The organism is Pseudomonas sp. MWU12-2029, assembly GCF_023242425.1.
GTDB lineage: Bacteria > Pseudomonadota > Gammaproteobacteria > Pseudomonadales > Pseudomonadaceae > Aquipseudomonas > Aquipseudomonas kribbensis.
The window spans coordinates 508,141-520,960 of the sequence record NZ_JALJDY010000004.1 but is presented as its reverse complement, the minus strand read 5'-3'; the positions used below and the strand labels follow the sequence as shown (position 1 = coordinate 520,960).

The following is a 12,820-nucleotide window of genomic DNA, read 5'->3' as shown; positions in this document are numbered from 1 at the left end:
AACGTTATTCGTCAGATATCCGATTGGCTAACTGTATCGGCCGTTGAAGTAGACTTTGCAGCCTGCTTTTTCAGCGCTTATCAGGATTGATCATGACCTCTGTCCCCCCGGCACTTATCCGCGAAACCTTTCCCGTCGGCCCGCTTCAGTGCAACTGCACCATCATCGGTGATCCGATCACAAAAAAAGCCATCGTCGTCGATCCGGGTGGCAATCCTGACCTGATCATGGCGCGCCTCGAAGCCCATGGCCTGCAAGTCGTGAGCATCATCCACACCCACGCGCACCTCGATCATTTCCTTGCCTCCGGCCAGATGAAAGAGAAAACCGGTGCGACCCTGCATCTGCACAAGGAAGATCAGTTCCTTTGGGACAACCTGGAGATGCAATGCCAGATGTTCGGCGTGCCTTACACCCCGGTGCCATCACCGGATCGCTGGCTGAGCGACGACGAAGAACTGGCCTGTGGCTGCGGCGTGGCGCTGCACACGCCGGGGCATACACCCGGTTCCATGAGCTTTTGGTTTTCCGAGGCTAAGCTGTTGATTGCCGGCGACACGTTGTTCCGGCGCGGAGTAGGGCGCACGGATTTGTGGGGCGGCGATCAGGCGACCATAGTGCGATCGATCAAGCAGCGGCTGTACACACTGGACGAAGACGCGACCGTTGTGGCCGGACATGGCCCGGATACGCGTCTGGGCGATGAAATGCGGGAAAATCCGTTCGTGCGCGCCTAAACATTTTGTCACGAGTGCCCGGCGGAATTTTTGTGCATTGTCATGATCCAACGCCCGCAAAGGTCCATTGCCAAACGGCCGTTGCACCACAGAATGCAAAAAAAGTAGGAGCTCTCCATGTTCACCACGCGTCGTTTGATTATTGTCGCTACTGCCGTAGCCGTACTGTCCGGCTGCGCCTCGCCCAACCCGTATGACAATCAGGGTCAGGCCGACGGTGGCTCCCAGGGCATGAGCAAAACCGCCAAGTACGGCGGCCTCGGTGCACTGGCCGGTGCGCTGGCCGGTGCTGCCATCGACCACAACAACCGCGGCAAGGGCGCCCTGATCGGTGCCGCCGTCGTCGGTGCTTCGGCAGCCGGTTACGGTTACTACGCCGACCAGCAAGAGAAAAAACTGCGCGCCAGCATGGCCAACACCGGTGTCGAGGTACAGCGTCAGGGTGACCAGATCAAACTGATCATGCCGGGCAACATCACCTTCGCCACCGATTCGGCGAACATCGCGCCAAGCTTCTATCAACCGCTGAACAACCTGGCGGGCTCGCTCAGGGAATTCAACCAGAACCAGATCGAGATCGTCGGCTACACCGACAGCACTGGCAGCCGCCAGCACAACATGGACCTGTCCCAGCGTCGTGCGCAGAGCGTGGCGACCTACCTGACTTCGCAAGGCGTCAGCGGTGCCAACCTGTCGGCCCGTGGTGCCGGCCCGGATAATCCTGTTGCCAGCAACGGTGACGTCAATGGTCGGGCGCAGAACCGCCGCGTTGAAGTCAACCTGAAGGCGATCCCGGGCCAGCAGTACGGTGGTCAGCAGCAACAGCAGCCGGGTACGGTTCAGCAGTATCCGTAACCGACAGGTACAAAAAAGCCCCCGGACAAGTGATTGTCCGGGGGCTTTTTGTTGGTGCGAAGGCTGATTACTTCTTCAGACCGTAATGCTCATCCAGCATGCCCGGCGAGTTGGGGGTCTTCGGCGCGTAGTCGCGCGGAGGCTCCTGGCTGTGCGGTGGCGTCAGGCGCTCCCGTGGAGCCTGAACCGCTTCGGAGTGCAGAGAAGCCAGCAGACGCTGACGGGTCTGCTCGTCCAGGGCCAGACGGTTGGCACCCTCGGCGAGGTGATCCTGCACTTCCTGGTAGCTCTGGGTCAGCTTCTTGACCAGATTGGCGGTGCTGTTGAAGTGGGTCACCACTTCATTCTGATAACTGTCGAAACGCTCCTGAATGTCGTCCAGTTGACGCTGTGTGCGGCTGGGCGCGGCATTCGGCGCAACGCGTGCGATCAGGAAACCAATGGCGACACCCACAACCAGGGCAAGAGTCGGTAACAACCAAACTAAGAGCGAGTGTTCCACGAGTCCTTCCTCTATAAACGGCTTTGCTTTACGTTAACGGCTCGAACCTGCGCTGTATACCGCGATTCACTCGCAATAGATTGGCACAGACAATTTGCTAGACGAGTCGACCCGATTCGAGGTCACGGAGTTCCTTCCTTGCTGATGCGTGAAACCCCTGTAGTGATTGATGGCCCGGTGGGTCAACTTGAATCCCTGTACCTGGATAACGAGCAGCCACGCGGCATCGCGCTGATCTGCCACCCCAACCCGGTGCAGGGCGGCACCATGCTCAACAAGGTCGTCTCGACCCTGCAGCGCACCGCGCGCGACGCGGGCCTGATCACCTTGCGTTTCAACTATCGCGGCGTCGGTGCCAGCGAAGGTTCCCATGACATGGGCAGCGGTGAAGTCGATGACGCTCAGGCTGCCGCCGCGTGGCTTCTGGAAAAGCACCCGGATCTGCCGCTGACCCTGTTCGGTTTCTCCTTCGGCGGATTTGTTGCAGCAAGTCTCGGCGGTCGTCTTGAAGAGCAGGGCGTGCAACTCAAGCATCTGTTCATGGTCGCGCCTGCGGTCATGCGCCTGGGCGATCAGGATCAGTTGCCGCAGCAGGGCGAGCTGACCGTGATCCAGCCGGAAACCGACGAAGTGATCGATCCGCAGCTGGTCTACGAATGGTCCGACAAACTCCAGCGCCCCCATGAGCTGCTGAAAGTGGCAGAATGCGGACACTTTTTTCATGGCAAGCTGACCGATCTCAAGGATCTGATCCTGCCGCGTCTCTCGAATTGATTGCAGTCTGACAAGCGATTACCCATGACGAACCGTACCCGCATCCTCACCGGCATCACCACCACCGGCACCCCGCACCTGGGCAACTACGCTGGCGCCATCCGCCCGGCGATCGTCGCCAGTCGTGACACGAACGCCGATTCGTTCTACTTCCTGGCCGACTATCACGCCCTGATCAAATGCGATGACCCGCTGCGTATCCAGCGCTCGCGTCTGGAAATCGCCGCGACCTGGCTGGCCGGTGGCCTGGATGTGGACCGCGTGACCTTCTATCGCCAGTCCGACATTCCGGAAATCCCCGAGCTGACCTGGCTGCTGACCTGTGTCGCCGCCAAGGGCCTGCTCAACCGTGCCCACGCCTACAAGGCTTCGGTGGACAAGAACGTCGAGACCGGCGAAGACCCGGATGCCGGCATCACCATGGGCCTGTACAGCTATCCGGTGCTGATGGCAGCGGACATTCTGATGTTCAACGCGCACAAGGTGCCGGTCGGTCGCGACCAGATCCAGCACGTGGAAATGGCCCGCGACATCGGCCAGCGTTTCAATCACCTGTTCGGCCAGGGCAAGGAGTTCTTCACCATGCCCGAAGCGCTGATCGAGGAAAGCGTCGCCACGTTGCCGGGCCTGGACGGTCGCAAGATGTCCAAGAGCTACGACAACACCATTCCGCTGTTCACCAGCGCCAAGGACATGAAGGACGCGATCTCGCGGATCGTTACCGACTCCCGTGCGCCGGGCGAAGTGAAAGATCCGGACAACTCGCACCTGTTCACCCTGTTCCAGGCGTTCGCCACGCCGGCGCAGGCCGACGAGTTCCGCAGCGAGCTGCTGGGCGGTCTGGGTTGGGGCGAAGCGAAGAACCGTCTGTTCCAGTTGCTCGACAACGAGCTGGGCGAGTCCCGCGAGCGTTACCACCAGTTGATCGAACGTCCGGCGGATCTGGAAGACATCCTGCAACACGGCGCGAAAAAGGCCCGTGCGGTGGCGACGCCGTTCCTCAACGAACTGCGTGAAGCGGTCGGCCTGCGCTCCTTCGTCAATCAGGTTCAGGTGGCCGCGACCACCAAGAAGAAAGCCGCGAAAGCTGCACGTTTCGTCAGCTTCCGTGAAGACGACGGCAGCTTCCGTTTCCGTCTGCTGGCGGCTGACGGCGAGCAATTGCTGCTGTCGCGCAACTTTGCCGACGGCAAGACCGCCGGCCAGGTGACCAAGCAACTGCAATCGGGTCAGGCGCTGGATGTGCGCAGCGAAGACCTGAGCTTCAGCGTCTGGCTGGAAGGCCAGTGTGTCGGTGACAGCCCGGCGTTCGCCGACGCTGCTGCGCGGGACGCGGCCATTGAGGCCTTGCGGATCGCTCTGACACCGGTTCAGGAATAATCAACGGGCCGGCCCGACCAAGGGCCGATTGCCATTCCCACGGGCCATCGCTACAGTGACGGCCCGTTTTTGTTGCCTTGCTAACGAATTATGACGCCCCTAGAACGATATCAAGCTGATCTGAAACGCCCGGACTTCTTTCATGACGCGGCGCAGGAAACTGCCGTGCGTCATCTGCAACGCCTGTACGACGATCTGATCGCGGCGGAGCAGAACAAGCCGGGTTTGCTGGGCAAGCTGTTTGGCAAAAAGGATCAGACGCCGGTCAAGGGCCTGTATTTCTGGGGCGGCGTGGGTCGCGGCAAGACTTACCTGGTGGACACCTTCTTCGAAGCGCTGCCATTCAAGGAAAAGACCCGTACCCACTTCCACCGTTTCATGAAGCGCGTGCACGAAGAGATGAAGACCCTCGGCGGCGAGAAAAACCCGCTGACCATCATCGCCAAGCGTTTTGCGACTGAATCGCGGGTCATCTGCTTCGATGAATTCTTCGTTTCCGACATCACCGACGCCATGATTCTTGGCACGCTGATGGAAGAGCTGTTCAAGAACGGCGTGACCCTGGTCGCCACATCGAACATCGTGCCGGACGGCTTGTACAAAGATGGCCTGCAACGCGCACGCTTCCTGCCGGCCATCGCACTGATCAAGCAGAACACCGAAATCGTCAACGTCGACAGCGGCGTCGACTATCGTCTGCGTCACCTCGAACAAGCGGAGCTGTTCCACTTCCCGCTCGATGAAGCCGCTCACGAAAGCCTGCGCAAGAGCTTCCGTGCGCTGACGCCTGAATGCACGGCTGCCGTGGAAAACGATGTGCTGATCATCGAGAATCGCGAAATCCGCGCCCTGCGTACTTGCGATGATGTGGCGTGGTTCGACTTCCGCGAACTGTGCGACGGCCCGCGTAGCCAGAACGACTACATCGAGCTGGGCAAGATCTTCCACGCCGTGTTGCTCAGTGGCGTAGAGCAGATGAGCGTCGCTACCGATGACATCGCCCGGCGCTTCATCAACATGGTCGACGAGTTCTACGACCGTAACGTCAAGCTGATCATTTCTGCTGAAGTCGAGTTGAAAGACCTCTACACCGGCGGGCGTCTGACGTTCGAATTCCAGCGGACCCTCAGCCGTCTGCTGGAGATGCAATCCCACGAATTCCTGTCCCGGGCGCACAAGCCTTAAGCGGATTCGGCAAACAAAAAGGGCCTGCAGATGCAGGCCCTTTTTTGTGTCTGGTCGAATCGTCAGGCAGCTTGCTGGAACTGCTGTCGGTACTGGTTCGGCGACAGTTCGGTGTGCTGGCGGAACAGGCGTGCGAAGAAGCTCGCATCGTCGTAGCCGACTTCGTAGCTGATGGTCTTGATGCTCTTGCGGCTGCCGGAGAGCAGGCCCTTGGCGGTCTCGATGCGCAGCCGTTGCAGGTAGTGCAGCGGCTTGTCGCCGGTGGCGGTCTGGAAGCGGCGCATGAAGTTGCGGATGCTCATGCCGTGTTCGCGGGCCACGTCTTCGAAGCGGAACTTGTCGGCGAAATGCTCTTCGAGCCAGTGCTGGATCTGCAGGATGATCACGTCCTGGTGCAGCTTCTGCCCGCCGAAACCGATGCGGCCCGGTGAGTAGCTGCGCTGCACTTCATAAAGAATGTCGCGGGCCACGGCTTGCGCCACATTGGCACCGCAGAAACGCTCGATCAGATAGATATAGAGGTCGCAGGCCGAGGTGGTTCCGCCGGCGCAGTACAGGTTGTCGGCGTCGGTCAGGTGCTTGTCCTGATTGAGATAGACCTTGGGGAAGCGCTCGGCGAAGGCGTTGAAGAAGCGCCAGTAGGTGGTCGCTTCCTTACCGTTGAGCAGGCCGGCCTCGGCCAGCCAGAACACCCCGGTGGCCTCGCCGCAGAGCACGGCGCCACGGGCGTGCTGTTCACGCAGCCACGGCAGCACCTGTGGATAACGTTGGCACAGCGTGTCGAAGTCATCCCAGAAGGCCGGGAGGATGATGACGTCGGCGTTTTCCAGACCGCCGTCCACCGGCATGACCACGTCACTGAAACTGTTCACCGGTTTGCCGTCGGGGCTGACCAGGCGGGTTTCGAACGCCGGAGTCAGGCCGTGGCCCAGTTGTTTGCCGTAACGCAGGCTGGCCAGATGGAAGAAATCCTTGGCTTGCATGAGGGTGGAAGCGAAAACCCGGTCGATCGCCAGGATGCTGACGCGCCGCAAGGGCGTGGAGACTTGCTTGGACATAATTCAACTTTTGTTTTTATAAGGGAAAGTGGTCACCAGACGGCTGGATCGTCTTATTTTTTGTCGGATGTGTCCAGTGTCCTGTATTGGGTGTGCGGCTTAGTCTCTGAAAGTCTGATCCCTCCAACAAGAACGAAAGGTGACGCATGATTCCCAGAACCCTGTTCAGCTCCGAGCACGAATTGTTCCGCGACAGCGTGCGGACTTTCCTTGAGAAAGAGGCGGTGCCGTTCCACGGGCAATGGGAAAAACAAGGCTACATCGACCGTAAACTGTGGAACAAGGCAGGGGAGGCGGGGATGCTCTGCTCGCATCTGCCGGAGGAATACGGCGGGCTGGGGGCGGACTTTCTTTACAGCGCCGTGGTGATCGAGGAAGTGGGGCGATTGGGCCTGACCGGCATCGGTTTCTCGCTGCATTCGGACATCGTTGCGCCGTACATCCTGCATTACGGCAGCGAGGCGCTGAAGCAGAAATACCTGCCGAAACTGGTCTCCGGCGAAATGGTCAGCGCCATCGCCATGACCGAGCCGGGCGCCGGTTCCGACCTGCAAGGTGTCAAGACCACGGCGGTGCTGGATGGCGACGAATATGTGATCAACGGCTCGAAGACCTTCATCACCAACGGTTTTCTGGCTGATCTGGTGATCGTTGTGGCCAAGACCGATCCGAAGGCGGGTGCGAAGGGCACCAGTCTGTTTCTGGTGGAGGCAAACACGCCGGGCTTCGACAAGGGCAAGCGCCTGGAGAAGGTCGGAATGAAGGCTCAGGACACGTCGGAATTGTTCTTCCAGGACGTGCGAGTGCCGAAGGAGAACCTGTTGGGTCAGGCCGGCGCCGGGTTTGCCTATCTGATGCAGGAACTGCCGCAGGAGCGGCTGACGGTGGCGATTGGCGGGTTGGCTTCAGCCGAGGCGGCACTGCAATGGACGCTGGATTACACCCGTGACCGCAAGGCGTTCGGCAAGGCGATCGCCGACTTCCAGAACACCCGCTTCAAACTGGCGGAAATGGCCACCGAGATTCAGATCGGCCGGGTGTTCGTCGATCGCTGCCTGGAGCTGCACCTTCAGGGCAAGCTGGATGTGCCGACGGCGGCAATGGCCAAATACTGGGGCACCGACCTGCAATGCAAGGTGCTCGACGAGTGCGTGCAACTGCATGGCGGCTACGGTTTCATGTGGGAATACCCGGTGGCCCGGGCGTGGGCGGATGCGCGGGTGCAGCGGATCTATGCCGGCACCAACGAAATCATGAAAGAGATTATTGCGCGGTCGCTATGACCCGGGCGCTCCCACACTTGTGCGAGGGAGCGCGGCTTTTAGTGCCGGATCAAGGAGCCGGGTTCGGATGATCCTTGTGAATCGCTTCAATCCCTTCAAGCACTTCGTCTGAAAGATTCAGGTAGAAACTGGCAATGTTGCTGTCCAGTTGCTCCAGCGTCGTCGCCCCGATGATGTTGCTGGTGACGAACGGTTGCTGGTTGACGAAGGCCAGCGCCATTTGCGCCGGATCCAGGCCATGTTCCCGGGCGAGCGCCACGTAACGGCTGCACGCCGCTTCCGATTGCGCGTTGAAGTAGCGGCTGAAGCGGCTGTAGAGGCTCAGGCGACCTTTTGGCGGACGGGCGCCACCTTCGTACTTGCCCGACAGGAAACCGAATGCCAGCGGCGAATAGGCGATCAGGCCGCACTGTTCGCGAATGGCGATTTCCGCCAGACCGACCTCGAAGCTGCGGTTGAGCAGGTTGTACGGGTTCTGGATCGATACGGCGCGCGGCCAGCCACGGGCTTCGGCCAGGGCCAGAAAGCGCATGGTGCCCCACGGGGTTTCGTTGGACAGACCGATGTGGCGGATCTTGCCGGCCTTCACTTGCTCATCGAGCGCTTCGAGGGTGTCCTCGAGCGGGGTGAGGTTGGCTTCGATCTTGTGTTTGTAGCCCAGCTGTCCGAAAAAGTTGGTGCTGCGCTCCGGCCAGTGCAGTTGATACAGGTCGATGTAATCGGTCTGCAGGCGCTTGAGGCTGGCGTCCACGGCTTCGGTGATGTGCTGGCGGTTGTGACGCAGGTTCTTGTCGCGGATGTAGTCGATGGTGTTGCCGGGGCCGGCGATCTTGCTGGCAAGTATCCAGTCGGCGCGGTCGCCACGGCTCTTGAAGTAATTGCCAATGTAGCGCTCGGTGGTGGCATAGGTTTCGGCTTTCGGCGGCACCGGGTACATCTCGGCGGTGTCGATGAAATTGATCCCGGCCTCTTTTGCCCGTTCGATCTGGGCGAAGGCTTCAGCTTCAGTGTTTTGCTCGCCCCAGGTCATGGTGCCGAGGCAGATTGCACTCACGTTCAGGTCGGTACGGCCTAGCTGGCGATAGTCCATCGGGTGCTCCTTGGGCAAAACAAGCATAAAAGCAGGTTGAAATTTTTTTCGCAATCTGCATAATTGCCGACCTCTTTCTGCAGTGGAAGTGATGCGCCGCCGCCGAAGAATCTTGCCGTTGAACGGACGCGCCGACCCGAGCCCCCGAAAGCGTCTGTATCCGGCTGCCTTTGACTTGTCAAAGTACGCACTATTCAGTAAGATCCGCCGTCTTATTTACAGGCGGCCCCTGAGGCTATAAAGAATGAAAACTTTTACTGCTAAACCGGAAACAGTAAAGCGCGACTGGTTTGTCGTCGACGCTGCTGGTCAGACCCTGGGTCGTCTGGCCACCGAAATCGCGAGCCGTCTGCGTGGCAAGCACAAGCCTGAGTACACTCCTCACGTTGACACCGGCGACTACATCGTCGTGATCAACGCTGAGCAGATCCGTGTTACCGGTGCTAAAACCACTGACAAAATGTACTACTCCCACTCCGGTTTCCCGGGCGGTATCAAGTCGATCAACTTTGAAAAACTGATCGCCAAGGCCCCTGAGCGCGTGATCGAGACCGCGGTTAAAGGCATGCTGCCTAAGAACCCGCTGGGTCGCGACATGTACCGTAAGCTGAAAGTCTATGCGGGCGCTGCACACCCTCATACTGCTCAGCAGCCCCAAGAACTGAAGATTTAACGGAATAGTTCATTATGTCGGCGACTCAAAATTACGGCACTGGCCGTCGCAAGACCGCAACCGCACGCGTTTTCCTGCGTCCGGGTACTGGTAACATCTCCATCAACAACCGTTCGCTGGATTCGTTCTTCGGCCGCGAAACTGCCCGCATGGTAGTTCGTCAGCCGCTGGAACTGACCGAGACTGTCGAGAAGTTCGACATCTACGTCACCGTGATCGGCGGTGGTGTAAGTGGTCAGGCTGGCGCAATCCGCCACGGTATCACTCGCGCTCTGATGGACTACGACGAAACCCTGCGTAGCGCTCTGCGCAAAGCTGGCTTCGTTACCCGCGACGCCCGTGAAGTTGAACGTAAGAAAGTTGGTCTGCGTAAAGCGCGTAAGCGTCCGCAGTACTCGAAGCGTTAATTCCGCTTCCACGTTCAAAAAGAACGCCCGATTCCTCATGGAACCGGGCGTTTTTTTATGCGTGCGATTTCTTGAATAATTGCGCTGTGACAACTTGCCACATTCGTAGACCCCCTATACTACAAGGCTTGAGGGCCAGCCCTCCGGGTAATTACCTTGTCAGAATTGGGGGTTTTCATTACCATTCGGCAAAATTTTTATAAGTACATTGTTTCATATTTAGTAGATGCCTGATTTAACAGGCCACAAAGCTGATGGGAGAGGACTGAATGAGCAATGACGGCGTGAATGCAGGCCGGCGTCGCTTCTTGGTAGCGGCCACATCCGTGGTGGGTGCTGCAGGAGCGGTGGGGGCTGCGGTCCCGTTCGTGGGGTCATGGTTTCCCAGTGCCAAGGCGAAGGCTGCCGGCGCACCGGTGAAAGTGAATGTCAGCAAGATCGAGCCCGGACAGCAGATGATTGCTGAATGGCGCGGCCAGCCGGTATTCATTGTTCGCCGTACTGCGGAAATCCTGGGGAATCTCAAGAAGATCGAGGGCCAGCTCTCCGATCCGACCTCCAAAAACTCCACGCAACCCACCTATGTCGACCCTGAAGTGCGTTCGATCAAGCCGGAAATCCTGCTGCTGATCGGGATCTGCACTCACCTGGGTTGCTCACCGACCTTCCGTCCCGAAGTGGCACCCGCGGATCTGGGCAAAGACTGGGTAGGCGGCTATTTCTGCCCTTGCCACGGTTCCCACTACGATCTGGCTGGCCGCGTCTACAAGTCGCAACCTGCGCCTTTGAACCTGCCAGTACCCCCGCATTCCTATGAGACCGATGACCTGATTGTCATTGGCGTCGATACGGAGAAAGCGTGATGAGCAAGTTCATGGATTGGGTTGATGCGCGCTTCCCCGCCACCAAAATGTGGGAAGACCATCTCAGCAAGTATTACGCGCCAAAAAACTTCAACTTCTTCTACTTCTTCGGCTCGCTGGCATTGCTCGTTCTGGTCAACCAGATCGTCACCGGTGTCTGGCTGACCATGAGCTACACCCCGTCGGCGGAAGAGGCGTTTGCCTCCGTCGAATACATCATGCGCGACGTCGAGTACGGCTCGATCCTGCGTTTGCTCCACTCCACCGGCGCTTCGGCGTTCTTCATCGTGGTCTATCTGCACATGTTCCGTGGCCTGCTTTACGGTTCATACCAGAAGCCGCGGGAGCTGGTTTGGGTGTTCGGCATGCTGATCTACCTGGCGCTGATGGCCGAAGCCTTCATGGGTTACCTGCTGCCATGGGGTCAGATGTCCTACTGGGGTGCCCAGGTGATCATCTCGCTGTTCGGCGCGATTCCGGTCATCGGCAACGACCTGACCCAGTGGATCCGTGGTGACTACCTGATTTCCGGAATCACCCTGAACCGCTTCTTCGCCCTGCACGTGGTGGCCTTGCCGATCGTGATTCTTGGTCTGGTGGTGCTGCACATTCTGGCACTGCACGAAGTCGGTTCGAATAACCCCGATGGCGTGGACATCAAGAAGCACAAGGACGAAAACGGTATACCGCTGGACGGCATCGCCTTTCACCCGTACTACACCGTGAAAGATATTGTCGGCGTCGTGGTGTTCCTGTTCATCTTCTGCTTCATTGTGTTCTTCTTCCCGGAAATGGGTGGCTACTTCCTCGAAAAACCAAACTTCGAGCAAGCCAACCCGTTCAAGACGCCAGAGCACATTGCACCGGTCTGGTACTTCACACCGTTCTACGCGATCTTGCGTGCGATCCCGGACAAACTCATGGGCGTTATCGCCATGGGTGCCTCGATTGCCTTGCTGTTCGTGCTGCCATGGCTTGATCGTAGCCCGGTCAAATCGATGCGCTACAAAGGCTGGATGAGCAAAATCTGGCTGGTGGTGTTCTGCATTTCCTTCGTGATTCTCGGCATTCTGGGTGTTCTGGCCCCGACGCCTGAGCGCACGCTGGTGTCGCAGGTCTGCACCTTCCTGTACTTCGCCTACTTCATTCTGATGCCGTTCTACACCAGGCTCGAGAAGACCAAACCGGTTCCGGAAAGGGTGACTGGCTGATGAAAAAGTTATTTTTTGCTCTGATTTTTGCTGCTCTGCCTGTGCTGTCTTTTGCTGCGGAACACGGTGGCCCGGAACTGGAAAAAGTCGACATCGACGTTTCCGACAAGGCTGCCCTGCAGGATGGCGCACGTACCTTCGCCAACTATTGCATGGGTTGCCACAGTGCCAAGTTCCAGCGTTACGAGCGTGTTGCCGATGACCTCGGCGTTCCGCACGAAATGATGCTGGAGAAGCTGGTGTTCACCGGTGCCAAGATCGGCGACCACATGAACATCGGCATGCAGCCGGCCGACGCCAAGACCTGGTTCGGTGCGGCGCCGCCGGACCTGACCCTGGTGGCGCGTGTTCGTGGTACCGACTGGCTGTATGGTTATCTGCGTTCGTTCTATGAAGATCCGGCGCGTCCATGGGGCGTGAACAACAAGGTCTTCCCGAACGTCGGCATGCCTAACGTGCTGGTCGGCCTGCAAGGTCGTCAGGTCGTGGGTTGCAAACAAGTGCAGATCGTCGAGGATGGCAAGAAGCAGTATGACCCGCTGACCGGTACGCCTCTGACTCATGAAGCGTGCGATCAATTGACCATCGTGCCGAAAACCGGAACCCTGAACGAAGAGCAGTTCGATGAGAAGGTCAAGAATCTGGTAACCTTCCTGGCTTACTCGGCTAACCCGGTTAAGCTGCAACATCAGCGCATCGGTACTTACGTCTTGCTGTACCTGGCGTTCTTCTTTGTGTTCGCCTACCTGCTCAAGCGTGAATACTGGAAAGACGTGCACTGATACGCTTCAAGCAATTGCTG

Annotated in this window: 14 protein-coding genes; 11 read left to right on the top strand and 3 right to left on the bottom strand. The window is 58.6% G+C overall.

The window, feature by feature from the left end; translation table 11 throughout:
• The first annotated feature begins 92 nt into the window (after positions 1–92).
• Positions 93–737 carry an MBL fold metallo-hydrolase gene (locus tag M5B44_RS12785; RefSeq protein ID WP_248739353.1) on the top strand — a complete coding sequence of 215 codons (645 nt, stop codon included), beginning with the start codon at positions 93–95 and terminating at the stop codon, positions 735–737.
• A 117-nt stretch (positions 738–854) separates the two neighbouring features.
• Positions 855–1,592, top strand: a complete 738-nt coding sequence (locus M5B44_RS12780) for an OmpA family protein (RefSeq protein ID WP_085709335.1) — start codon at positions 855–857, stop codon at positions 1,590–1,592.
• Between the two features lie 67 nt (positions 1,593–1,659).
• Here M5B44_RS12780 and M5B44_RS12775 read toward each other — a convergent pair whose 3' ends face one another.
• Entirely contained in the window at positions 1,660–2,094 is a 435-nt protein-coding gene (locus M5B44_RS12775; protein WP_085709336.1) for a YhcB family protein, read from the bottom strand.
• 144 nt (positions 2,095–2,238) lie between these two features.
• Between M5B44_RS12775 and M5B44_RS12770 the strand changes: the two genes are divergently transcribed.
• From M5B44_RS12770 to zapE, 3 genes are all read left to right on the top strand, one after another.
• Positions 2,239–2,868 (top strand): alpha/beta hydrolase, encoded by a 630-nt coding sequence (locus M5B44_RS12770; protein WP_248739412.1) that lies wholly within the window; start codon positions 2,239–2,241, stop codon positions 2,866–2,868.
• A 24-nt stretch (positions 2,869–2,892) separates the two neighbouring features.
• Positions 2,893–4,248: a tryptophan--tRNA ligase gene (locus M5B44_RS12765; RefSeq protein ID WP_248739352.1), complete on the top strand. Its 1,356-nt coding sequence runs from the start codon at positions 2,893–2,895 to the stop codon at positions 4,246–4,248.
• A gap of 90 nt (positions 4,249–4,338) precedes the next feature.
• Positions 4,339–5,433: a cell division protein ZapE gene (gene zapE, locus M5B44_RS12760; RefSeq protein ID WP_045121816.1), complete on the top strand. Its 1,095-nt coding sequence runs from the start codon at positions 4,339–4,341 to the stop codon at positions 5,431–5,433.
• Between the two features lie 62 nt (positions 5,434–5,495).
• Here the strand turns inward: zapE and M5B44_RS12755 are convergent, their stop codons facing one another.
• Positions 5,496–6,392 (bottom strand): GlxA family transcriptional regulator, encoded by an 897-nt coding sequence (locus M5B44_RS12755; RefSeq protein ID WP_170931599.1) that lies wholly within the window; start codon positions 6,390–6,392, stop codon positions 5,496–5,498.
• Between the two features lie 245 nt (positions 6,393–6,637).
• Here M5B44_RS12755 and M5B44_RS12750 point away from each other — a divergent pair, with 245 nt between their 5' ends.
• Entirely contained in the window at positions 6,638–7,774 is a 1,137-nt protein-coding gene (locus M5B44_RS12750; RefSeq protein ID WP_085709339.1) for an acyl-CoA dehydrogenase family protein, read from the top strand.
• A gap of 49 nt (positions 7,775–7,823) precedes the next feature.
• Here the strand turns inward: M5B44_RS12750 and M5B44_RS12745 are convergent, their stop codons facing one another.
• The gene (locus M5B44_RS12745; protein ID WP_248739351.1) at positions 7,824–8,864 is read right to left on the bottom strand and encodes an NADP(H)-dependent aldo-keto reductase; all 1,041 of its coding nucleotides are present in this window, start codon (positions 8,862–8,864) and stop codon (positions 7,824–7,826) included.
• A gap of 244 nt (positions 8,865–9,108) precedes the next feature.
• Between M5B44_RS12745 and rplM the strand changes: the two genes are divergently transcribed.
• The 5 genes from rplM to M5B44_RS12720 all read left to right on the top strand — a co-directional run bounded on the left by rplM (position 9,109) and on the right by M5B44_RS12720 (position 12,800).
• A complete protein-coding gene (gene rplM, locus M5B44_RS12740; RefSeq protein WP_003228062.1) occupies positions 9,109–9,537 on the top strand; it encodes a 50S ribosomal protein L13 in 429 nt (142 codons plus the stop codon).
• A gap of 14 nt (positions 9,538–9,551) precedes the next feature.
• Complete coding sequence (rpsI, locus tag M5B44_RS12735; protein ID WP_007961615.1) at positions 9,552–9,944, top strand: 30S ribosomal protein S9; 393 nt, start codon at positions 9,552–9,554, stop codon at positions 9,942–9,944.
• 269 nt (positions 9,945–10,213) lie between these two features.
• Entirely contained in the window at positions 10,214–10,807 is a 594-nt protein-coding gene (gene petA / locus M5B44_RS12730; protein WP_003228055.1) for a ubiquinol-cytochrome c reductase iron-sulfur subunit, read from the top strand.
• A complete protein-coding gene (locus M5B44_RS12725) occupies positions 10,807–12,018 on the top strand; it encodes a cytochrome b (RefSeq protein ID WP_064589124.1) in 1,212 nt (403 codons plus the stop codon). The genes petA and M5B44_RS12725 overlap by 1 nt, the downstream gene beginning before the upstream one ends.
• Complete coding sequence (locus tag M5B44_RS12720) at positions 12,018–12,800, top strand: cytochrome c1 (protein ID WP_064383969.1); 783 nt, start codon at positions 12,018–12,020, stop codon at positions 12,798–12,800. The genes M5B44_RS12725 and M5B44_RS12720 overlap by 1 nt, the downstream gene beginning before the upstream one ends.
• Positions 12,801–12,820: the final 20 nt, after the last annotated feature.